This is a genomic window from Psychroflexus sp. ALD_RP9, from assembly GCF_017311165.1.
Taxonomy (GTDB): Bacteria; Bacteroidota; Bacteroidia; order Flavobacteriales; family Flavobacteriaceae; genus Psychroflexus.
Window position 1 is genome coordinate 898,396 of record NZ_CP062973.1, and the last position, 22,350, is coordinate 920,745.

Here is a 22,350-nt window from a genome sequence, read left to right on the forward strand (position 1 = left end):
GAAAATTAATAAATTTTGAAATGCAAATAGCATCCTAGTCTAATTTATTATCTTTAACAACAAAATTAAAACCTCATGAGTATAGCCCAACCTTTTAATTTAAAACAATGGATAAACGAAAACCGGTCACTTTTAAAACCACCTGTCGGAAACAAAAATTTATACAAAGATGCTGGTGACTATATTGTAATGATTGTAGGTGGCCCAAATGCTCGTAAAGATTATCATTATAATGAAACCGAAGAGTTATTTTACCAATTAGAAGGCGAGATTGAAGTCCATATTCAAGAAAACGGACACAAAAAAACAATGAAACTAGGTCCTGATGACATGTACTTACATCCTGCTAAAGTACCTCACTCACCTGTAAGAAAAGAAGGCTCAATTGGTTTAGTCATCGAACGCAAACGCAAACACTTAAATATTAATGATGGTTTACTTTGGTTTTGCGACAATTGCAACCACAAATTACACGAGGTATATTTTCCACTTAATGACATTGAACAAGATTTTCTTAAACACTTTAAAAACTTTTATACGAATAAAGAGTTAAGAACTTGCGACCAATGCGGTGAAGTTATGCCGGTTGATGAACGCTTCATTGCTTAAAACCAGTAACCTAAACTGATATACCACTCGGTTTTGTTAACTTCAGGTGAATATGAACAAATTAAATTAATAGGACCTATAATAGTTTCGACACCATAGCCAAGCGCATAACCTGAAAACTCTGGCGTATCAAACCAATCTGTAGAGTTATACAAATTATTATCTGCATTAGCATAATTTACATAACCTAAAAGATGATTTTTTTTAATAAACTCATAATCAAGTTTAAAAGTTGATTTTAAGTAAGAGTTAGCTGAAATAGTAAAAAAATCATACCCAAAAAATGGTCTAAAGTTATTAATGGTTTCATTACCATAACCTCCTAGATAAAAATTTAAACCACCAACATTATCGCTCCCAATCGTGCTACCACCTTCTAATGAAAAATAAGCACTAAGCTTTGAAACTAACGGAAATGCTACACCGATATTAGCATTAAAAATACTAAACTCGCTATAATTGTCCACTATTGGCAAATATAAGTTGTATTTAATTTCAGAAAACAAACCTTTTTTCGGGAAGTATTTACTGTCAAAACTATCATGCTTAAAATAGGTGTAAACACTAGTTAAATCTTGATTTTCAATTTGAGTCACAAATTCATCATTGCCTGTGGCAGAATCTTCATCTGGAATTAACGTATTGGTCGAAGCCTCAAGATGTTTAAATTCAGCACCTACCCCAAAAATTGTATTATTGTGGATACGTGTTTGTATAAACAATTTATTGGTAAAGTCTTCAACTAATAGTCTAAGCGAATTAATATCAGCATTTTGTATAGTTGAGTTTTGCTGAATAAATTCAAAATTAACATCATCCGCAAAACGATTGTAACGTGAATTAAAACCAATACTCCAATACTTTCCTTTGTCTATATAATAGTTGAAGTTATAGCGTAAATTATCACCCAAGATTAAATCTAAAGAGCTGTGGTCGTTTTCAAAAAACAAACTTTTTTTAGTGTAATTAACCAAAACTGATGTTTTGTATAGCTCATCATAATGGGCACTAAAACGCAAGTAAGCATTAGTATTGTTGTCATAAACTTTTAAATGTAATGCAAAAGCAGAATCAATTTCCTCTAAGTTGTAATGAATTTTTCTAAAATTATCAGTAGCAGATAAGTTATTTAAACCTGTATTTAAACGCTTAAATGTCATTTTTTCATCGGTTGGGAAGTTTAACTTACCTGTGATATAACTTCTTGGGTATGCCGAATTACTTTCAATAGCAATTGAACTCACCTTCAAACTATCGATAATTGAGATTGAATGATACGGATTTTTACCATCTTGACGAGCAGCAATTTTTTGAAATGCTGGTAAAAACTGAAGTCCGACTTCTTCCCCTTTTTGTATAATTTTATCGCCATCTTCAAAAGACAAAACTGTAAACTCATCTATATCTGGTTGAATATACAAATCAGTTAATTGGCGTTTTGGCGCCATAACATTGATTGTTCTGAAGTTATTAACTTGTGTAAAAATATCGAGTCCGCTTTTTAGGTTTTCGCGTGTCATTAAACTATCTTGTACATCAACGCCTATGATGAAGTTTGCTCCTCGCCTTTTCATTTCTTCGACAGGATAGTTATTAAGGACACCACCATCAACATAAATTTGATTACCAATTTGTACCGGTTGAAATAAGGTTGGTATAGAGCCACTTGCTGAAATCGCTTCAGCCAAGTTACCGCGATCTAAAACCTCAGCTTTGCCAGTTTCTATATTGGTAACCACACAGTAAAATGGAATCGGCAGTTTTGTGAAATCTTTGGTTTGAAGGCGTGCTGTTAGCTGAGCAAGCAAGTTGTAAATATTTTGTCCTTTTGATATTCCTGAGGGCAACTTCAATTGAAAACGATCAAAATTGAGTTTTAAAGCATAACGTTCGGCTTCTTGCTTTTCAAAAAACGTCATCGATTCACGTGGTAATTCATCTTGTATTAGTTTTTGAAAATTTGTATTTCTAAAAATAGAGTCAAGCTGATTTGCAGAAAAACCTGACGCATATAAACCGCCGACGATGGCGCCCATGCTTGTACCACCGATGTAGTCGATGCGTAAGCCAGCCGCTTCAATTTTTTTTAAAACACCAATATGCGCTAAACCTTTAGCACCACCGCCACTTAAAACTAAGCCAACTTTTAAGGTATCATTAGTGGGTAGTTTGATGTTTTTCGGCTGAAAAGCATAACTTACCCAACTGAGAAAAAAACTTAATAAAAGAATTTTTGATGTCATGATTCTGCAGCGTAGTGATTAATTATTTTTTGGGCTTTAGATGGTCCAATAATTTCAGCAAGTTCGGCTTTTGTAGCTGATTTTATGCGTTTAACTGACCTAAAATGTTTTAAAAGTTCGATGGCTGTTTTTTCACCAACACCTTCAATTTGCTCGAGTTCTGTACCAACAGCCGCTTTGCTTCGTTTTTGGCGATGAAAAGTTATACCAAATCGGTGGGCTTCATCACGTAAACGTTGAATTATTTTTAAAGTTTCAGATTTTTTGTCTAGATATAGAGGATATTGGTCTCCTGGATAATACAACTCTTCTAAACGTTTGGCAATACCAATAATAGGTAGTTTACCGCGTAATCCTAAACGTTCTAAAGCTTTAACGCCCGATGAAAGTTGGCCTTTACCTCCATCTACAATAACAAGTTGTGGTAAGTTTTCGCCTTCTTCTAATAAGCGGCGATATCGACGATAAACAACCTCTTCCATAGAGGCAAAATCATCTGGACCTTCTACCGTTTTTATATTGAATTTTCGGTAATCTTTCTTACTTGGTTTACCGTTTTTAAAGACAACACAAGCCGCAACAGGATTGGTGCCTTGAATATTAGAATTATCGAAACACTCGATGTGTTTTGGCGCTTCACTTAAACGTAAGTCTTCTTTCATTTGTGCCATTAAACGCTTGGTGTGCCGATCAGGGTCAACAATTTTCATTTGTTTAAATCGCTCCATTCTAAAATACTTCGCGTTACGTGTAGACAAATCTACAATGGCTTTTTTGTCGCCCAATTTTGGTACTGAAATTTGGGTTTCTTCGCCTAAATCAACTTCAAATGGAACATAAATTTGTGGTGAATGTTCTTTAAATCGCTGCCGAATTTCAATAATCCCTAATTCTAATAACTCTTTGTCTGTTTCGTCTAGTTTCTTTTTTAACTCTATGGTATGTGACCTGATAATAGCGCCATGCGAAATTTGAAGGTAATTGATGTAACCGTAACCTTCATCACTGACGATAGAAAACACATCAACATTGTTGATTTTTGGGTTAACAACCGTAGATTTTGCTTGATATTTTTCGAGTGCCTTTATTTTATTTTTAATACGTTGTGCCTCTTCAAACCGCATAGCTTCAGCATAATCTTGCATTTGCTGCTTAAAGTTGTTAAGTGAATCTTTAAAATTGCCTTTTACAATTTTTGTAATAGCTTCAATTTGTGCATTGTAATCCGCTTCAGTTTGTAAATCTTCGCAAGGAGCTTGACAATTGCCAATGTGGTATTCAAGGCATTTTTTATATTTTCCGTTGGAAATTTTTTCAGCAGATAAGTCGTAATTGCAAGTTCGTAATTGGTATAGACCTTTGATTAATTCTAATAATATTTTAACGGCTTTTAAGCTCGGGTAAGGACCAAAATACTCGCTACCATCTTTAATGACACGTCTAGTTAAAAACACCCTTGGAAATCGCTCGTTTTTAATACATAACCAAGGATAAGTTTTATCATCACGTAGCATCACGTTAAAACGTGGTTGTAGTTTTTTAATCAGATTATTTTCAAGCAAAAGAGCATCCATTTCAGATTCAACCACGATATGCTTAATATCTGCAATTTTTTTAACCATCACAGCAATTCGATGGCTATCGTGATTTTTACTAAAGTAAGATAAAACGCGCTTTTTTAAATTTTTGGCTTTACCAACATAAAGTATACGTTGATTTTTATCAAAATATTGGTATACACCAGGACTTTCAGGTATGGTTTTTAGCTTTAACTCTATTGCGCTTGCCGACATAACAAAAAATATCAGCGTAAAGATACTAAGCTCAAATTAATGTAAATATTAAATTTCTGAAAAAAGAAAAGATTAAAGACCGCGTTCTTTTTGAAGTTTCTCGTAAGCTTCTTGAACTTTTGTAAATTTTTCTTGAGCGCCTTTTTTATAAGCCTCATCCATATGCTGAAGTTTGTCTGGATGATACTTTTTAGCCATAGTTCGGTAAGCTTTTTTAATTTCGGCATTTGTGGCTGTTTTATCAATTTCAAGAATTTTATAAGCATTATCGGCCGATTTAAAAAACATGGCTTTAATACTTTCAAAATCTTGATGACCAACACGTAAAAAGCCGGCGATACGTTGTATCATAGCTACTTCAGCATCAGAAACGTGGCCATCGGCATTAGCGATATTAAATAAGAAATGTAAGACTTGTAATCTAACTTCATAACTCAACCTTGGCCTAAGATAGTCACAAATACGGTCGGCTGAAACTTCTCTATTTTTAACGACGGTATTAAAGGTTCTAAAAGTGGCATTAGCACGTTCTTTGCCATAAGCTTGCACAAAATACATACGCACATAATCCATTTCAGCTTGTGAAACATTGCCATCGGCTTTAATAACTAATGATGCTAACGAAAGTAAATTAAGTTCAAAATCATTGGGCGTTACTTTGGTACTTTGGGTTTGAAATATCGAGCCACCTGAAGCAGAAGAACCTGAACTAAATAAACGATCTAAAATACTACCGAGTATAAACCCAAGAACGGCACCGCCGAGACCTCTAAAAATAAAACCTATAAATGCTCCTAACCACTTCAAACAAAAAGAATTTAGCCTGCAAATATATAAAAACTTCGCTGCTTTAGTTGAAAACAACGAAGTTGAAAAAAGGCTATTTTAATGTGGTTAGTATTTATCCTTAAACTCTTGAATCTCGTCTAAGTATAAATCGTAAATTTCTTTATTGTTATTCAATCTTTGATACAAGCAAGGATTGCCTAAGTCCTCAACGCCCATAACTAAGTCTCCATTTGGCAGTTTACCACTACAATTAGCTTTAGAGCTGCTTTTAGAATAATCGGTATCATCACAAATTTGAACTTTATCAGACGCTACTAAAAATTGTTGACCTTCATTATTTAACTTGTAAACCCTTACTTGTACTGTAAAACAACTATTCTCACCTAAGCTAACCAAATCAGCCTCAACCCTAAAGCTTGAATAAATTGAATAATTTTTAGCATTATTATTAATTATTTCAAGACTAGAATTATTAAATGCATAAGTGTCTTGCATAGAAGATGCTAAGCTGATTAACACAATTGTAATTGAGAAAAAAACACGCTTAAAGTTTTTCATAATAAATATATTTAGTTTGGTTATTATACCATAATAATAATGTAAACAACAAAATCATCTAGACTAAAGTTATTCTGAATTAATTATTTCGAATTTACATCTAATTTATCGATATTTGAACAAATCTTAATAATTATGCCTTTTTATCATAAACTCGGTAAAATTCCACATAAAAGACATACGATCTTTAAAAAGCCTAATGGCGATTTATACTATGAACAATTATTTGGCACCATTGGTTTTGATGGTATATCATCTAACATGTATCATATACACCGACCAACTCAAGTTAAAGAAATTAAACATTCTTATGATGTGAAGCCCGAAATTGCTTTAGATAACAACATAACATCTTATCGATTTCACGGTTTCAAAATTAAAGCTGAAGACGATTATTTAAAAAGTCGAAAAACAGTTTTACACAATCAAGACTGCAATATTACATTGGCTGCACCAAGAACTTCTACTGAAGATTATTTTTATAAAAATGCAGATGCAGACGAATTATTATTCATTCACAAAGGCAGCGGAAAGTTAAGGACTCAATTAGGAAATTTAGATTTCAGTTATGGCGATTATTTACTTATTCCGCGTGGCGTTATCTATAAAATAGATTTTGAAACTTCAGATAATCGACTTTTTATAGTCGAGTCTTCAAGTCCTATTTACACACCCAAACGCTATCGCAACCACTTCGGGCAATTATTAGAGCATTCACCATTTTGTGAACGTGACCTTAGACAACCTTACGAATTAGAAACCAATGACGAAAAAGGTGAATTTTTAATAAAGATCAGAAAGCAAAACCGAATTTTTGATATGGTTTATGCCACGCATCCGTTTGATGTAGTCGGTTATGATGGTTATAATTATCCATATGCGTTTTCAATTCATGACTTTGAGCCGATTACCGGTCGCGTTCATCAGCCACCACCTGTACATCAAACTTTTGAAACCGATGCTTTTGTGGTTTGTTCATTTTGTCCACGATTATACGATTATCACCCAGAAGCTATTCCTGCTCCCTATAATCACAGCAATATAGATAGCGATGAAGTTTTATATTATGTAGACGGCGATTTTATGAGTCGTAACGATATTGAAGCTGGGCACATCTCATTACATCCAGCTGGCATACCTCATGGACCACATCCTGGAGCTGCCGAACGCAGCATTGGCAAAACTAAAACAGAAGAATTAGCCGTTATGGTAGATACTTTTAAACCGCTACAAGTCACTAAAGAAGGCTTAAGTATCGCCGATGAATCTTACCATAAATCTTGGCTCGAATAAACTTAAAAAATTAAAGAAAATCATGAAAGATATTAAATCAGTTAACTACGGACTAGAAAAAATATTTGAAGGCGCACAAGACTTTTTACCATTACTCGGTACAGATTTTGTAGAACTTTATGTTGGTAATGCTAAACAAGCAGCACATTTTTATAAATCGGCATTTGGTTTTCAAACTCTAGCTTATAAAGGTTTAGAAACAGGAAGCAAAGACAGCGTATCTTATGTTTTGCAACAAGACAAAATAAGATTAGTCCTAACATCGCCTCTTAACTCTAAAAACCCGATTAATGAGCACATTGTAAAACACGGTGATGGTGTAAAAGTCATCGCACTTTGGGTTGAAGATGCTCAGAAATCTTGGGAAGAAACCACCAAACGCGGCGCTAAAAGTTTTATGTCTCCAACTATTGAAGAAGACGAACACGGTAAAGTGGTAAAATCTGGAATTTACACCTATGGTGAAACGGTGCATTTATTTGTAGAACGTAAGAATTATAATGGTACATTTTTACCAGGTTATAAAGCTTTAGAGTCCGACTATAAGCCTGAATCTGTTGGTCTTAAATTTATAGACCATATGGTAGGCAATGTTGGCTGGAATGAGATGAACACTTGGGTAAAATGGTATGAAGATGTCATGGGCTTTGTTAACTTTTTATCTTTTGACGATAAGCAAATACACACAGAGTATTCCGCTTTAATGAGTAAAGTGATGAGTAATGGAAATGGTCGAATTAAATTTCCAATCAACGAGCCCGCTGAAGGAAAAAAGAAATCTCAAATTGAAGAATATCTAGATTTCTACGAAGGTTCAGGCGTACAACACATCGCTGTAGCGACTGACGATATTGTGAAAACAGTTTCCGATTTACGATCAAGAGGCGTCGAGTTTTTATCTACACCACCAGAAACCTATTACGACGCAATCCCTGGTCGATTAGAAGAATTTAGCCATGAACTCCGCGAAGATTTAAAAACACTACAAAGCCTCGGTATCATGGTCGATGCTGACGAAGAAGGTTATTTGCTACAAATCTTTACCAAACCAGTACAAGACCGACCAACCTTATTTTTTGAAATTATACAACGCATGGGTGCTCGCGGCTTTGGAGCAGGAAATTTTAAAGCTCTATTTGAATCTATTGAGCGCGAACAGAATTTGAGAGGAACGCTTTAAACGCTTAAGACCTTAAAACTCATAAAATCCTACTAAAAATTTTTGGTAGGATTTTTGTTTTATAAATTTGAAGAAAACATTTTGTGAAAAATACAATCTTCATCCTTTTACTTCTAACAATTGCTTCAGTTCATTCGCAAGCTTATCAAAATGGCGAATGGTTGAAATTTAAAATTAAATATGGCTGGTTTAAAGCTAGTGAAGCTACAATTGAAGTTAAAAAAGCCAAAATTAATGGCCAAAAGGTTTTGCATATTGATGGCTTCGGAAAATCGACTGGTTTGTTAGATGTGTTTTTTAAAGTTCGAGACCATTATGAAACTTATATCAATCCAGACACAAATTTACCAGTCAGATTTGTAAGAAGAATAAATGAAGGTGGCTACAAAAAGAATAAAATTTTAAATTTTAACCATACCACAAACATCGTTGAGGTCATTGACAAAAAACACAACACAAAAAACTCATTTAGCTTTATTGAAGGAACGCAAGACATGATGTCTGTACTATACTTTTTAAGAAATAAAGTTGATATAAAACGTTTAAAACCAGGACAAACATTTACATTAAATTTATTTTTCGACGAAGAAAATTATCCCTTTAAGGTTAAATTTTTAAAAAAAGAAATATTAGAAACAAAATTTGGAGACATTTCAACCTTAAAATTTAGACCATACGTTAAAGCAGATCGCGTGTTTAAAGAACAAGAAAGTTTAAGTTTTTGGGTAAGTGCAGACGAAAATAAAGTTCCTCTAAAAATTGAAGCTAAACTAGCGGTTGGGTCATTAACTGCAAACCTTGATCAATTTAAGGGTTTAAAGCATTCTTTTAGTATTATTGCAAAATAATTAGTCCCTATTAATCGGTGATAATGAAACAACATATTTCAAACCAACTCTTTATATTATCTTTTTTTAGTATTCTCATCTTCAGTTCTTGTAAAGATGATCCTCAAAAAACTGAAATTGAGACAAAACCAACCACACCAAAAGTTGTTGAAAAAAAACCGCTAATCGCCTACGGTATAAATCTCGACAACTACTTAGTTAAAAAAGACACTGTTAAACGCGGAGAAACATTTGGGACAATCTTAGACCAAAATGGAATTGGGCCAACAACCGTTTATAACATTACCCAATCTATTTCAGATAGCATCTTAAATTTTAGGAGGCTAAATTTTGGTAAACCTTATGTCATTTTAAAAACAAAAGATAGCCTTCAAAAACCCACGCATTTTATTTACGAAAAAGATAGAATTAATTATGCCGTTATTTCCATTGAAGACAGCATTTACGGAATAACAGGCAAAAAACCTGTTACTATAAAGCAGAAAGAAGCTAGCGGAATTATAAAATCATCTTTATCTCAAGCTATTGATGATGCAGGCTTAAACTATAATATCGCACTTAGGTTCTCTGAAATTTACCAATGGACAGTAGACTTTTTTAGGCTTCAAAAGGGTGACCAATTTAAAATTATCTACTCAGAAAAATATATAAATGACTCAATTTATGCAGGCCTACATGAGGTAGAAGCATCTTTATTAAGACATAAAGACCGAGATTTCTACGGATTTAATTTTGAAGTTGATAGCCTAACAGGTCGAACCGATTATTTTGATGAAAATGCACAAACCTTAAGAAAATTCTTTTTAAAAGCACCACTTGAATATACAAGAATATCTTCAAGATATACCAAAAGACGGTTTCACCCAGTTCAAAAACGTTGGAAGGCTCATAAAGGAACAGATTATGCTGCACCAACAGGCACACCTATCTGGTCTACTGCCGATGGTGTTGTTATCAAATCAAGTTACACTAGAGGTAACGGTAAATACGTAAAAGTAAGACATACTAATAAATATTCAACGCAATACTTACACATGTCAAGACGAGCAGTAAGTGTAGGCGATTATGTTAAACAAGGTGATATTATTGGTTATGTTGGCAGTACAGGTCTAGCAACTGGACCACATGTGTGTTATCGATTTTGGGTAGATGGCCGTCAAGTAGATCCATACAAACAAGATTTACCAGATGCTGAACCAATGGCCGAAAAATTAAAACCGAAATACCTTAATTTTATTAAGCCTTTAAAAACCCAATTAGATAATATTTCTTTTGTAGAATAGGCGTAAAAAAAACTTACAAAAAACATCAGTTTCTTAACCTTGCCTTAATCTTTAAAATTTAAAAGTACAGTTATTTTGTGGAAAATTAAAAACAAAAAATTTTTCACAATGAAAAAACTATTACTCGGTTTATGCCTTATCTTAGGAATTGGCGCATTTGCACAAGGTGTGACTACTTCTTCCATGAATGGTCAAATTACTGATAATCAGGGAGAACCTCTGCCTGGTGCAAATATTATTGCAGTTCACACACCAACTGGAACTAATTACGGTGTCGTGACAGATTTTGATGGTTTCTACAGAATACCTAACATGCGGATTGGTGGACCTTATACACTAAAAATATCATACGTTGGTTTTAAAACTATTGAGCTTAAAAACATCTACTTAAAACTTGGTGACTCTGAAACAATATCACGCCAAATGAGTGAAGAAGCTAATGCTCTTGATGAAGTTGTAATTACGACTTCAAAGAGTGGTATTTTTGATTCAGGACAGCAAGGATCAAACACTAACATTTCTCAACGAGAAATTACAACCTTACCTTCTGCAACTCGTTCGTTAGGTGACTTTATACGTAAAACGCCTGAAGCACAAGTTACTGAAAATGGTTCGATTTCATTAGGTGGACAAAATAACCGTTACAACTCAATCTATATAGATGGTGCTGTAAACAATGATGTATTTGGACTTGCAGGTTCAGGAACAAACGGAGGACAAACTGGGGTAAACCCAATTTCTATAGACGCGATAGAATCATTTCAAGTGAACCTTTCACCGTTTGACGTTAGACAATCAGGTTTTGCCGGAGGTTCGATTAACGCTATTACACGTTCAGGTACTAATAACACTGAAGCTTCTGTTTACTATTACCAAAGAAATGAATCTTTAGCTGGTAAAACCCCAACAGCTATTAGCGAAGACAATAGAGAGCGTCTATCAGATTTTACAGCTGAATTATATGGTGCTAGAGTTGGTGGTGCGATTATTGAAAATAAATTATTTTACTTCGTTAACTACGAAAGACAAGATGAACAAACGCCTCAGCCTTTTAATTTCGATCTATACCAAGGCGATGCAACTAGACAAGACTTAACTAATCTTAGACAAGGACTAATTGATAAATATGGTTACAATCCAGGTATTTTTGATGAAAATACAAGTAAGCTTATTTCTGATAAATTAATTACACGTGTAGATTGGAATGTTAATGATAAAAACAGCTTAACGTTTAAAAATAGTTACGTAAATGCTGAAAACACAGACCCTAGACAAAGTAATGACAGAAATATTAACTATACTGGTCGTGGTGTATTTTTCCCATCTCGAACAAACTCTACAACAGTTGAATGGAATGCCACCAATGGTTCAGACCTTTCAAACAATCTAATTATTGGGTATACAGATGTTCTTGATGATCGTGGCCCAGTTGGCAACCCTTTCCCGGCTGTATCGATTAATGATGGTAATGGAAGAATTTGGTTTGGTTCAGAGCCTTTCTCAACAGCTAACTTATTAGAGCAGAAATTATTTACAGTTACCAACAATTTTGAAATCTACAGAGGTAAACATAAGTATACCATTGGTGCCAACTTTGAACATTTTGATGTTAAAAACGTATTTTTTGGTCAAAACTTTGGAGATTATACATTTGACAGCCTTGAAGATTTTGAAACTTACTTAGATGATGACCCTACAAATGACGCTCCAGTAGAAAATTTTGGCAGAAGTTACTCTCTTTTCGGAGGTTCAGGAGATGCTTCAGCAGGTGCAGCCGAATTTAAATACTCACAGTTAGGATTTTATCTTCAAGATGATATTTCTGTTACAAATGATTTCAACTTAAGCCTTGGCTTAAGATTAGATGTACCTTTCTTCTCAGACGGTACAGTTAACGACGATTTCAACAACCGTACTGTCGCTCTACTTGAAGAAGCAGGAAAAGATTTACAAGGCGCAAGAGTTGGTACGCCGATTAAAAGTAAGCCGCATTTCTCTCCTCGTTTAGGATTTTCATGGGATGTAAATGGCGAGAAGAAAACACAACTTCGTGGTGGTGTTGGTGTGTTTACATCAAGAATACCTTTAGTGTGGCCAGGTGGTGCTTACAATAACAATGGTGTTTCTCAGGCATTTGTTGGTGACTTCACAACACCTGGAGATGATTTCTTTGTGGCAGATCCATTCAACCAACCTGTTCAACCAGGAGCAGAACCTGGCTCAGGCTCTGTTGGTGGTAACATCGATTTATTTGCACCAGACTTTAAACTACCTCAAGTTTTAAAATATAATTTTGCTATAGACCAAAAACTTCCTATTTGGGATTTAGTATTATCTGGTGAGTTTTTATACAACAACATTTTAAACAATGTTTATTATGAAAACTTAAATGTTAAAGATCCTGTTGGTAGATTAAATGGTGCCGATAACAGACCTTATTACGACAGAAACGACCTAGTTGACGACACTTATGCACGTATTATTTTAGGGTCTAACACAAGTGAAGGTTATTCTTATAACGCAACATTTAAATTAACCAAGCCATTTGAAAACGGTTTTGCTGGTCAAATAGCTTATACTTACGGTGAGTCTGAAAATATTTTTGAAGGAACATCTTCTCAAAACTCATCACAGTGGAGAAATCAAATTACTGTAAATGGTAAAAACTCTAATTTACCAGTTCAACGTTCAGATTTCTCGTTAGGATCTCGTATTACAGCTAATGTATCTTATGAATATGAATGGAACGATAACATTAAAAGTACCATAGCTTTATTTTATTCAGGAGAACAAGGCTCGCCTTATAGCTATGTTTACCAAGAAGGAAGAGATTTGTTAAATGATGATTCTAGAGATAATGCTTTAATTTACATTCCTAGAGATGCTTCAGAAATTACATTTGTTGGATCGCCACAGGAGCAAGCTGAACAATGGGAAGCCTTTAATAGCTTCATAAATTCAAGTGATTACCTCAGCGAGAGAAGAGGTCAATATGCTGAAAGAAATGGTGATAGAGGTCCTTGGAGTCATATTGTTGATTTAAAGTTCTTACAAGACTTTTCATTGAACATGAACAATAAAAAACACACCTTCCAAGTATCATTCGATATTTTTAACTTCACTAATTTACTTAATAAAGATTGGGGTAGAAGACAATTTATCTCTCGTGAAGTTGGTATCTTAGAAACTGAAGTTGGTGGCCCAAACCCAGAGTTTAGTTTTAATACAGACGAATTCAAAACTGAAGAAGATGTAATCTTATACGATGACAGCGGAATTTTATCTTCAAGATGGCAAATGCAAGTTGGCTTAAGATATATCTTTAACTAATCATACTGTAAAATTTAATTTTAAAAGCGCGGCTTTGGCCGCGCTTTTTTTGCGGTTTATCTAACACAAACCATTGTTTTTAATATCTTTAGCTAAGATTTAAGTTACATGTTAAATAAACGCTTACTTATTAAAAATCTTCTCGCCCATAATGACGAAAACAGCTTTTTTGATAAGAAACTGAAAATTGACATTGGCAATAAAGAAGGTAAAGCAAAGTTTTTAAAACATGTTTGCGCACTTTCAAATTCAAATCCAAATAACAACGCTTATATAATTATTGGCGTAAGTGACGAAACAAATCAAATTCTTGGAGTAGACTTCTTTGATGACAGTAAAATTCAAAATTTGGTCAACGCTTATCTTGAGCATCCACCAAAGGTAAGTTATGAAAACATTCCATTTCCTCATCTACCGGAGCATAAAGTAGTAGGTCTCGTTAGTATTAGACCTAAAAGAGAACCTAGTATTTGCGCTTTACGAAAGAACATTTGGAAATATTGGGGCGGCACTGTTTTTATGCGTGAAGGTAGTATAAGTAAACCAAAAGTATTTGATATTGAAATTAAAGACTTCAACTCCAAACTGGTTAATGAAATAGAAAGCCACTCTCAAAACAACATTAAACTAACGCTAGATGGTGTTTTCGATTTTATAGAAAAGAGTAAAGATTACAACCCAAAATATCAGGTATTTAAAGAGTATTTCGTTGTTTGTTGGGCAGGAAAAACCAAACAAATCAATGGTAAAGAACTTCTCTCTCGTGTAAACATTGAGCTTATTAATGAGCAAGTAAAGCTGTTTTATTCAGACTTAGATAAAGTCGAAATTCATTATAATAATGATAAATTTGAAATTTTAGAATACATACATCTCGGTTTAGAACAAAAGTTTGCTTATTATCCATTAGAAAGAGTAAGTATCAAATTTCAAAATACTATGAAGTATGAAATTGAAACAAAACTTGTATTTCAACCCCCAAAATATGATGCGGCAACACTACGCCATTTTTTAAATCATAATAAAACTTTACTTCAAAAAGTAAGTAAACACATCAAATTAACTCCCAATGAGTTGTCAGACCTTCAACAAGTGCCAAGCATCTATTTAATTGCTTATTTAAACGGTTATAAAACGGCTCTCGAAGCCTTATATAATGCTAAATTTTTACTAAAAAAAAATTATCCTACGGCGCATCAACGCGTAAAAGATAACTTAAGAGTTTTACGAAAAATTAAATATAATTAATATGCAGCGATGTTATGTAATTGGTGACATTCATGGTGGCCTGAAGGCTTTAAAAGACTTACTATTTCAGCTCAATCTTCAACCAAACGATAAGCTTATTTTTTTAGGTGATTATGTTGATGGATGGAGTGATTCTGCCAATGTTATCTCCTATTTAATTCAACTTAAAGAATCACACAATTGCTTTTTTATTCGTGGTAATCATGACGCCTTGGTTTTAAAATGGCTAACGACAAGTTTCAATAATGAAAAATGGTTAGATCATGGAGGTAAAAGCACTAAAGAAGCCTATGAAATGATTGATGATGCAACCAAGAAAAAGCACATTCAATTTTTAGAAAACTTAGAAGATTATATCGTAGACGAAGAAAACAGACTATTTGTTCATGCGGGATTTGCCAACTTACATGGTCCTGAATACGAGTTTTATAACAATACTGTTTATTGGGATAGAAGTTTGTGGGAAATGGTATTAGCTATGGATTCTAAGCTGAAGCCAACAGACCAACGCTACCCTAAACGCTTGCAATTATTTAGTGAAATTTACATCGGTCATACACCAACGACACGGCTTAATGAAACAAGACCTATTAAAATAGCTAATGTAATTAATGTGGATACTGGTGCGGCTTTTAAAGGTCCGTTAACAGCCTATGAAATTAATTCTGGTGAAGTGATTCAAACTAAGCCTGTTTACCTGTATTACCCTAAAGAAAATGGCCGAAATTAAAGCTGCAGTATCTGCTTAGCAATTGCTTTTGCTGAAATGCCCACAACCTCAAACAATTCTTGTGTACTACCATGTTCAATAAATTCATCTGGAATACCTAATTTAATAAGTTGAGTAGAGGCTTCAACTCGATTGAAGTAACTTGACACCGCATCGCCTAAACCACCAATAATTGATGCATCTTCAACGGTAATAACAAATTCAAACTGCTGAATAATTTCATCTAAGGTCTCCGTGTCTAGTGGTTTTAAAAATTTGAAATCATAATGTGCTGGTTTAATTTCTTTAGGCAGTAATTTAAAGGCATCAGCCACTTCCTGAGCAATGCTGCCAATGCTTAGCACAGCAATTTTTTGGCCTAATTGAAGTAATTCAGATTTACCAATTGGCATCGCCTTAAAATCAATTTGCCAATTTTTATGAAACGATTGCCCACGTGGATATCGAACAGCTATTGGATGTTCATTAAACTGACTAGCTGTATATAATAACTGACGTAATTCAATACCATTTCTTGGTGAGGCAATCACCAAATTGGGAATACAATTTAGGTAAGCCAAGTCAAAAACACCATGATGGGTTGCACCATCACGACCAACAAGCCCAGCACGATCTATGCAAAAAACAACGGGTAAGTTTTGTAGAGCTACATCATGAATAACTTGATCATAAGCTCGCTGTAAAAAGGTTGAATAAATGGTGCAAAATACCTTAAAGCCTTGTGTTGCCATACCAGCTGAAAGTGTTACAGCGTGTTGCTCAGCAATACCTACATCAAATGCGCGATCAGGATATGCTTGCATCATATACTTTAAGGAACTGCCTGTAGGCATCGCTGGTGTTACACCAACAATTTTTGAATTATTTTTTGCTAAATCTAGCATGGTTAAACCAAAAACATCTTGGAATTTAGGTGGTAAATCGGTTTGAGAAGATTTATAACGTTCGCCAGTTTGTTTGTTAAATTTTCCTGGCGCATGATAAGTCACTTGGTCTTGCTCTGCACTAGGTAAGCCTTTGCCTTTTTTAGTAATTACATGCAATAAACGCGGTCCGTTTTGCTGCTGTAAACGCTTTAAGGTTTCAATTAGCTTGGGTAAATCATGACCATCAATTGGACCTTCATAACTAAAGTTTAAAGCTTCAATTATATTATCTTGTTTTGGCTTCTTTCCTATTTTGGCTTTGGTTAAGTAGTTTTTTAGGGCGCCAACACTTGGGTCAATTCCTATGGCATTATCATTTAATATAACCAACAAATTAGCTTTAGTAACGCCAGCATGATTTAAACCTTCAAATGCCATTCCTGAAGCAATTGATGCATCGCCAATCACAGCGATATGTTGTCTATTTATTTTACCCTTTAATTTCGAGGCAATGGCCATGCCTAAAGCTGCAGAAATTGAAGTTGAACTATGACCAACACCGAACGTATCATATTTACTTTCGCTGCGTTTTGGGAAACCGCTAATGCCATTTAATTGTCTGTTTGTTTCAAATAATTCTCGTCGACCTGTTAAAATTTTGTGTCCGTAAGCTTGATGACCAACATCCCAAATTAATAAATCATCAGGTGTATGAAACACATAATGCAAAGCAATAGTTAATTCAACTACACCTAAACTAGCGCCTAAATGACCTTCTTTTGTCGAAACAATATCAATAATAAAATCGCGAAGTTCATCTTTTAATTCTAAAAGTTGTCCAGCAGATAGTTGCCTTAAATCGGCTGGTGAATTGATGGTTGAGAGCAATTTATAAGTCATCCTACAAAGTTACCAATTAGAAATTGTATTTTTGAATATGCTTACACCATTTGATGATAATTATTTTATGAAGAAAGCCTTAGAAGAAGCTCAATTAGCTTTTGAAAAGGCAGAAGTTCCTGTAGGTGCTGTAATTACGCATCAAAATAAAATTATTGCAAGAAGCCATAATTTAACCGAACAACTAATTGATGTTACCGCACATGCCGAAATGCAAGCGATTACTTCAGCCGCAAATTTTATTGGTGGTAAATACCTGAAAGATTGTACGCTTTATGTGACTTTAGAACCTTGCCAAATGTGTGCTGGCGCTTTATATTGGAGCCAAATTTCAAGAGTTGTTTTTGCTGCTGAAGACGAAAAACGCGGTTACAGAACTATGGGCACAATGTTACATCCTAAAACTGAAGTTAAATTTGGTGTTATGGCTGAAGAAGCTTCAAGTTTATTGAAACGCTTTTTTATAGAAAAACGAAATTTAAATTAGCAATGAATAAGGTGAGTATTAAAAATGACCTTTGGATTTTAAGAAGTTTTGAGCTCCTATTTTTCAGTGTTGCTGTTATTTATTTTTTTGAAAAGTCAACAACAGATAATGGTGGTTATTTTGCTTTAAGTTTTATTTTTTTGCTCAATGCTGTATTAGCAGCTGTGAGATTATTTCATCCAAAATACAATAAAGTTGAATTAGATGAAGAGCAAATCAGTTCAGTAGAGCAAAAAACGATTCCTTTAATTAATAACACCTTTTTAGTAGTGAAATACCGAAACAAAGAATTAAAAGTTTTTAGAAAGCGTAATCAAGAACAATTACTTCAACTGAGACTCAAACACAAAATTGATGCTTGATTGAACTAAGATTGAAGTCTTTTCAGGAAGATGTAATTCATCCCAAGGATGTCTCATTCCAAAAACGTGATTAGCTCCAGGAATTACTTTTAAAACCGAATGATTTAAGTGTTGATGTAAGTCTTTAGCATTTTGTAAACTCACAGCTTCATCTTGGTCTCCGTGAATAATTAAACAAGGCTGCTTAATGGTTTTAGCCTTATTTAAAATATGAAGCTCTTGTTCATGGGCTTTAAAATCTTCAAAAAATTGAAAGTAATGTGGCATTAACTGACCTGTTCGACCATTTTTAACATGATAAACGCCAGTTGTTTTCCATTGCTCAAAAGCACTTCCAGTTGGAAATCTAGACTCAAAATCTGATACTGCTGCCCAAGTAATTAATTGGTCTACTAAATGGTTTTGTGCAGCTACTAAAACCGCAATGCCACCACCACGACTATGCCCAATTAAAGTCAATTGGTTTAGGTTTATAAAAGGGTGTTGACTAAAATACTGAGCTGCCCAATTAATAACGGTATTAACATCTTGTACTTGGGTTGTATAATTGTCTTCGGCAAAGGCTTCTAAATTATTAAATTCTGTCGGTTGCTCAGGTGTTCCACCATAATGTGAGAAGTTAAACTTAACAAATACAATTCCTTTTTTTAAAAACTCTTCAGCTATTAAATGCCAAGCACCCCAATCTTTAAAACCTTTATAGCCATGGCAAAATAAAGCGACCTGATGTAATGTTTGCTCATCGTCATAAGTATAATCTAATAAAATAGGTAAGCCTGACGCACTTTTAATTTGAAGACTTGTAGTTTTAATCATCTGAAATTATTTTACCTAAAATTACAAAATAGACTTTAAATGCTGAATTAATTCGGGCAGAGCTTCGATATAACTCATATGCCCACCAGGTAATAACTTAAAATTTAAATTATGCTTTTGGGCAATTTGTTTTAAAGCATTCGTATTAGCGATGGGATCATCTTGGCCAGCGATAATGAAGGTTTTAGTTTTTAAATGAATTAAAGAGTTGGTTCGGTCTTCACGATCACGCATACCTATAAGTGTGTTGATAATACCTTGTGTACTACAAGTTTTAGCCTGCTCAACAGCTTCATTAATTGCATCTTCATGGCGTAAATGCATTTGAGGTAAAAACAAATTTTTTACCGCCATACTTATAAAAGCCTGAGGATATTTTTGAACCATTTTAATAGCACGGTCGCGGTCTTTTTTTCGACTGGAAGAGTCGGCTAAACTGGTAGAATTCAAAATAATCTGTTGTTGAATGACTTTTGGATCAACTTCAGCTAAAGCTAAAAGTACATAACCGCCTAAGGAATGCCCAACGAAATGTGCATGATGCAAGTTTAAATGCTGCAATAATCCGCGAATAATTTCCGCTAAATTAGGCATGGTGTGAATGTATCCCATCGCTTCAGTTTGGCCGTGACCAGGTAAATCGATACAAATAATTCGATATTTATCCTTAAACTGCGGAATGATGGATTGCCACATGTTGGCATTTTCTAGAAACCCATGAATACAAACTAAAACAGGTTTTTTTGAAGCGGTTTCAGTTTGGGTAAAATGAATTTTAGTTTGTCGAAAATTGAATGTTGGCATAAATCAAACAACCTTGCTGAAAAACTTCAACAAGGTTGTGGCTTTTAAAAGTTGAAATTATTGGTTCATTAAGGTTTCAATTTCTTCAATTTCAATAGGAATATTGCGCATGAGGTTGAAGGGTTCGCCGTTTTCTTGAATCACGACATCATCTTCAAGTCTAACGCCAATATGCTCTTCAGGCAAATAAATACCAGGTTCTACCGTGAAGACTTGATTGGCTTGCATTGGTTCGTGTAATAAGCCGTAATCATGCGTATCTAGGCCAATATGATGTGATGTACCATGCATAAAGTATTTTTTGTAGGCTGGCCATTTAGGGTCTTCATTTTGTACATCGGCTTTATCAAGTAGCTTTAAGCCGAGTAATTCAGAAGTCATTAATTTACCAACTTCAACATGATATTCAACCCATAATGTTCCAGGCACTAACATTTTAGTCGCCTCTTTTTTAACGCGATTAACGGCATTATAAATTTGTTTTTGGCGATCGGTAAATTTTCCGTTAACTGGGATAGTTCTAGACATATCACTGGCATAATTGGCATATTCAGCGCCAACATCAAATAGGATTAAGTCACCATCTTTACATTGATGTTTATTTTCGATGTAATGTAAAACGGTTGCATTTTTACCAGAAGCAATAATTGGCGTGTATGCAAAACCACGTGAACGATTTTTGAGGAATTCGTGCATAATTTCAGCCTCAAGTTCAAATTCCCAGATATTTGGTTTAGTTTCTTTTAAAATGCGTCTAAACGCTTTTTCAGTGATATTACAAGCCGTTTGCATGGTATCTAACTCTAATTGATGTTTTACCGAACGTAAACGCTGTAAAATCGGGTTGCTTTTAGCCACTTGGTGCGCTGGGTAATTTTCTTTCAGCCACTTATTGAAGCGGTCTTCACGGGTTTCGGTATCATGAGCAGCGCGATAATGTTCATTGGTGTTAATATAAATAGTTTCACTTTGAGACATCAACTCGTGAAATATTTTGTGAAAGTCTTTTAGCCAATAAACCGTTTTGATTCCAGCAATTTGGAGGGCTTTTTTCTCATCTATTTTTTCGCCTTCCCAAACCGCAATATGCGGATTAGTTTCTTTTAAAAATAAAATTTCGCGGTGTTCTGGTTTTGGCGCATCTGGAAATAAAACCAATATACTATCTTCTTGATCGACGCCACTTAAATAATAAATGTTTCGGTCTTGTTGAAACGGAATGGTGCTATCGGCACCAATAGGATAAATATCGTTAGAGTTGAAGGCCGCAACTGAATTAGGCTTCATTTGAGCCATAAAGTTTTTACGGTTTTGAATAAATAATTCGTTTGAAATAGGTTCGTAACGCATAAATTAATGATTTTTTTCAAAGATAAAGATTGTGAATGTAAATTAAATCCTGATTCCTTTTTTTAATGAAATTGACTAAATCGATTGAAATTGTTTTAAAACTATTCTAAATTAACACGAATTAAGCTTAGTTTTTTGTGTGTAAGGCTAATGCGATGTATTTTTGAATTAAATTTTTCAAAAACATCACAATGAGTGGAATTTTAAAAACATCAATAGCACGAAAATTTGCTATGGCACTTTCAGGACTATTTTTAGTTCTTTTTTTGGCACAACATTTTACAATTAATTTTACCTCTGTTGTTAGTCCAGATACCTTTAATGAAATTTCTCATTTTATGGGAACTAACTTTTTAGTACAAGCCATTTTACAGCCCGTACTAATTTTTGGTGTAGTCTTTCACTTCATTATGGGGTTTGTTTTAGAAATTAAGAACAATAAGGCTAGAGTTGTTAAATACAAATCATATAATGGTGGTGCTAATGCACCTTGGGTTTCTAGAAATATGATCATTTCAGGAGCTGTTGTTTTGGCATTTTTAGGCTTACACTTTTACGATTTCTGGATTCCAGAAATGGTTCATAAATACGTAGAGAGTCATCCAGAAGATCCGACGAGATATTATGAAGAAACAGTCGCTAAATTTGCCAATCAACCTATAAGACTAGGGATTTATGTATTATCATTTGTCTTTTTAATGCTTCACCTTTTACATGGTTTTGCTTCATCATTCCAAACTGTTGGTTTCAACAATAAGTACTCTAAAGGTTTAAAAGTTTTTACCAAAGCTTTTGCAATTGTTATCCCTTTAGGCTTTGCATTTATTGCTATATTTCACTACATCAATAATTTATAATTAA

Annotated in this window: 19 protein-coding genes; 11 read left to right on the forward strand and 8 right to left on the reverse strand. The window is 34.2% G+C overall.

What is annotated here, in order from left to right:
- Nucleotides 1–75 precede the first annotated feature (75 nt).
- Nucleotides 76–609: a 3-hydroxyanthranilate 3,4-dioxygenase gene (locus tag IMZ30_RS04280; protein WP_207039300.1), complete on the forward strand. Its 534-nt coding sequence runs from the start codon at nucleotides 76–78 to the stop codon at nucleotides 607–609.
- Here the strand turns inward: IMZ30_RS04280 and IMZ30_RS04285 are convergent.
- The 4 genes from IMZ30_RS04285 to IMZ30_RS04300 form a co-directional block, all read right to left on the reverse strand.
- Nucleotides 606–2,852, reverse strand: coding sequence for a patatin-like phospholipase family protein (locus IMZ30_RS04285; protein WP_207039301.1), 2,247 nt, complete (start codon nucleotides 2,850–2,852; stop codon nucleotides 606–608). The two genes, IMZ30_RS04280 and IMZ30_RS04285, sit on opposite strands and share 4 nt — an antisense overlap.
- Nucleotides 2,849–4,645 carry an excinuclease ABC subunit UvrC gene (uvrC, locus tag IMZ30_RS04290; RefSeq protein WP_207039302.1) on the reverse strand — a complete coding sequence of 599 codons (1,797 nt, stop codon included), beginning with the start codon at nucleotides 4,643–4,645 and terminating at the stop codon, nucleotides 2,849–2,851. Before uvrC ends, IMZ30_RS04285 begins: the two co-directional genes overlap by 4 nt.
- A gap of 72 nt (nucleotides 4,646–4,717) precedes the next feature.
- On the reverse strand, nucleotides 4,718–5,452 hold the full coding sequence (locus IMZ30_RS04295; protein WP_207039303.1) for a TerB family tellurite resistance protein: 735 nt from the start codon (nucleotides 5,450–5,452) through the stop codon (nucleotides 4,718–4,720).
- Nucleotides 5,453–5,539: 87 nt separating this feature from the next.
- Nucleotides 5,540–5,992 (reverse strand): hypothetical protein, encoded by a 453-nt coding sequence (locus IMZ30_RS04300; protein ID WP_207039304.1) that lies wholly within the window; start codon nucleotides 5,990–5,992, stop codon nucleotides 5,540–5,542.
- Nucleotides 5,993–6,127: 135 nt separating this feature from the next.
- On the opposite strand from IMZ30_RS04300, the gene IMZ30_RS04305 reads away from it, so the two are divergent.
- From IMZ30_RS04305 to IMZ30_RS04335, 7 genes are all read left to right on the forward strand, one after another.
- Nucleotides 6,128–7,285, forward strand: a complete 1,158-nt coding sequence (locus tag IMZ30_RS04305; protein WP_207039305.1) for a homogentisate 1,2-dioxygenase — start codon at nucleotides 6,128–6,130, stop codon at nucleotides 7,283–7,285.
- Between the two features lie 19 nt (nucleotides 7,286–7,304).
- Nucleotides 7,305–8,465, forward strand: a complete 1,161-nt coding sequence (gene hppD / locus IMZ30_RS04310) for a 4-hydroxyphenylpyruvate dioxygenase (RefSeq protein ID WP_207039682.1) — start codon at nucleotides 7,305–7,307, stop codon at nucleotides 8,463–8,465.
- Between the two features lie 83 nt (nucleotides 8,466–8,548).
- Nucleotides 8,549–9,313: a DUF3108 domain-containing protein gene (locus IMZ30_RS04315; protein WP_207039306.1), complete on the forward strand. Its 765-nt coding sequence runs from the start codon at nucleotides 8,549–8,551 to the stop codon at nucleotides 9,311–9,313.
- A 23-nt stretch (nucleotides 9,314–9,336) separates the two neighbouring features.
- On the forward strand, nucleotides 9,337–10,596 hold the full coding sequence (locus tag IMZ30_RS04320; protein WP_207039307.1) for a M23 family metallopeptidase: 1,260 nt from the start codon (nucleotides 9,337–9,339) through the stop codon (nucleotides 10,594–10,596).
- Between the two features lie 108 nt (nucleotides 10,597–10,704).
- Complete coding sequence (locus IMZ30_RS04325; RefSeq protein ID WP_207039308.1) at nucleotides 10,705–13,926, forward strand: TonB-dependent receptor domain-containing protein; 3,222 nt, start codon at nucleotides 10,705–10,707, stop codon at nucleotides 13,924–13,926.
- A gap of 108 nt (nucleotides 13,927–14,034) precedes the next feature.
- Nucleotides 14,035–15,174, forward strand: a complete 1,140-nt coding sequence (locus IMZ30_RS04330; RefSeq protein ID WP_207039309.1) for an ATP-binding protein — start codon at nucleotides 14,035–14,037, stop codon at nucleotides 15,172–15,174.
- Nucleotide 15,175: 1 nt separating this feature from the next.
- A complete protein-coding gene (locus tag IMZ30_RS04335; RefSeq protein ID WP_207039310.1) occupies nucleotides 15,176–15,904 on the forward strand; it encodes a metallophosphoesterase family protein in 729 nt (242 codons plus the stop codon).
- Here the strand turns inward: IMZ30_RS04335 and IMZ30_RS04340 are convergent.
- Entirely contained in the window at nucleotides 15,901–17,670 is a 1,770-nt protein-coding gene (locus tag IMZ30_RS04340) for a 1-deoxy-D-xylulose-5-phosphate synthase (RefSeq protein ID WP_207039311.1), read from the reverse strand. The genes IMZ30_RS04335 and IMZ30_RS04340 overlap by 4 nt on opposite strands.
- Before the next feature lie 37 nt (nucleotides 17,671–17,707).
- Here IMZ30_RS04340 and IMZ30_RS04345 point away from each other — a divergent pair, with 37 nt between their 5' ends.
- Nucleotides 17,708–18,157, forward strand: a complete 450-nt coding sequence (locus tag IMZ30_RS04345; RefSeq protein WP_207039312.1) for a nucleoside deaminase — start codon at nucleotides 17,708–17,710, stop codon at nucleotides 18,155–18,157.
- Nucleotides 18,158–18,159: 2 nt separating this feature from the next.
- Nucleotides 18,160–18,519, forward strand: coding sequence for a hypothetical protein (locus IMZ30_RS04350; RefSeq protein ID WP_207039313.1), 360 nt, complete (start codon nucleotides 18,160–18,162; stop codon nucleotides 18,517–18,519).
- On the opposite strand, the gene IMZ30_RS04355 is transcribed toward IMZ30_RS04350, so the two are convergent.
- Genes IMZ30_RS04355 through IMZ30_RS04365 form a run of 3 tightly spaced genes read right to left on the reverse strand, consistent with a single transcriptional unit; the run spans nucleotide 18,481 to nucleotide 21,489 of the window.
- Nucleotides 18,481–19,335 carry an alpha/beta hydrolase family protein gene (locus tag IMZ30_RS04355; protein WP_207039314.1) on the reverse strand — a complete coding sequence of 285 codons (855 nt, stop codon included), beginning with the start codon at nucleotides 19,333–19,335 and terminating at the stop codon, nucleotides 18,481–18,483. The two genes, IMZ30_RS04350 and IMZ30_RS04355, sit on opposite strands and share 39 nt — an antisense overlap.
- 21 nt (nucleotides 19,336–19,356) lie before the next feature.
- Nucleotides 19,357–20,139 (reverse strand): alpha/beta fold hydrolase, encoded by a 783-nt coding sequence (locus IMZ30_RS04360; protein WP_207039315.1) that lies wholly within the window; start codon nucleotides 20,137–20,139, stop codon nucleotides 19,357–19,359.
- 57 nt (nucleotides 20,140–20,196) lie between these two features.
- Nucleotides 20,197–21,489: an aminopeptidase P family protein gene (locus tag IMZ30_RS04365; protein WP_207039316.1), complete on the reverse strand. Its 1,293-nt coding sequence runs from the start codon at nucleotides 21,487–21,489 to the stop codon at nucleotides 20,197–20,199.
- Between the two features lie 191 nt (nucleotides 21,490–21,680).
- Between IMZ30_RS04365 and IMZ30_RS04370 the strand changes: the two genes are divergently transcribed.
- Nucleotides 21,681–22,346, forward strand: coding sequence for a succinate dehydrogenase cytochrome b subunit (locus tag IMZ30_RS04370; protein ID WP_207039317.1), 666 nt, complete (start codon nucleotides 21,681–21,683; stop codon nucleotides 22,344–22,346).
- The last annotated feature ends 4 nt before the right edge of the window (nucleotides 22,347–22,350 follow it).

What these genes read in the sequence shown, in the direction of transcription:
- uvrC (WP_207039302.1), bottom strand. Translation starts at nt 4,645, where the DNA reads ATGTCGGCAAGCGCAATAGAGTTAAAGCTAAAAACCATACCTGAAAGT.
- IMZ30_RS04355 (WP_207039314.1), bottom strand. Translation starts at nt 19,335, where the DNA reads ATGATTAAAACTACAAGTCTTCAAATTAAAAGTGCGTCAGGCTTACCT.
- IMZ30_RS04335 (WP_207039310.1), top strand. Translation starts at nt 15,176, where the DNA reads ATGCAGCGATGTTATGTAATTGGTGACATTCATGGTGGCCTGAAGGCT.
- IMZ30_RS04350 (WP_207039313.1), top strand. Translation starts at nt 18,160, where the DNA reads ATGAATAAGGTGAGTATTAAAAATGACCTTTGGATTTTAAGAAGTTTT.
- IMZ30_RS04300 (WP_207039304.1), bottom strand. Translation starts at nt 5,992, where the DNA reads ATGAAAAACTTTAAGCGTGTTTTTTTCTCAATTACAATTGTGTTAATC.
- IMZ30_RS04340 (WP_207039311.1), bottom strand. Translation starts at nt 17,670, where the DNA reads ATGACTTATAAATTGCTCTCAACCATCAATTCACCAGCCGATTTAAGG.
- IMZ30_RS04305 (WP_207039305.1), top strand. Translation starts at nt 6,128, where the DNA reads ATGCCTTTTTATCATAAACTCGGTAAAATTCCACATAAAAGACATACG.
- IMZ30_RS04285 (WP_207039301.1), bottom strand. Translation starts at nt 2,852, where the DNA reads ATGACATCAAAAATTCTTTTATTAAGTTTTTTTCTCAGTTGGGTAAGT.
- IMZ30_RS04320 (WP_207039307.1), top strand. Translation starts at nt 9,337, where the DNA reads ATGAAACAACATATTTCAAACCAACTCTTTATATTATCTTTTTTTAGT.
- IMZ30_RS04325 (WP_207039308.1), top strand. Translation starts at nt 10,705, where the DNA reads ATGAAAAAACTATTACTCGGTTTATGCCTTATCTTAGGAATTGGCGCA.
- IMZ30_RS04345 (WP_207039312.1), top strand. Translation starts at nt 17,708, where the DNA reads ATGCTTACACCATTTGATGATAATTATTTTATGAAGAAAGCCTTAGAA.
- IMZ30_RS04280 (WP_207039300.1), top strand. Translation starts at nt 76, where the DNA reads ATGAGTATAGCCCAACCTTTTAATTTAAAACAATGGATAAACGAAAAC.
- IMZ30_RS04365 (WP_207039316.1), bottom strand. Translation starts at nt 21,489, where the DNA reads ATGCGTTACGAACCTATTTCAAACGAATTATTTATTCAAAACCGTAAA.
- IMZ30_RS04330 (WP_207039309.1), top strand. Translation starts at nt 14,035, where the DNA reads ATGTTAAATAAACGCTTACTTATTAAAAATCTTCTCGCCCATAATGAC.
- IMZ30_RS04370 (WP_207039317.1), top strand. Translation starts at nt 21,681, where the DNA reads ATGAGTGGAATTTTAAAAACATCAATAGCACGAAAATTTGCTATGGCA.
- IMZ30_RS04360 (WP_207039315.1), bottom strand. Translation starts at nt 20,139, where the DNA reads ATGCCAACATTCAATTTTCGACAAACTAAAATTCATTTTACCCAAACT.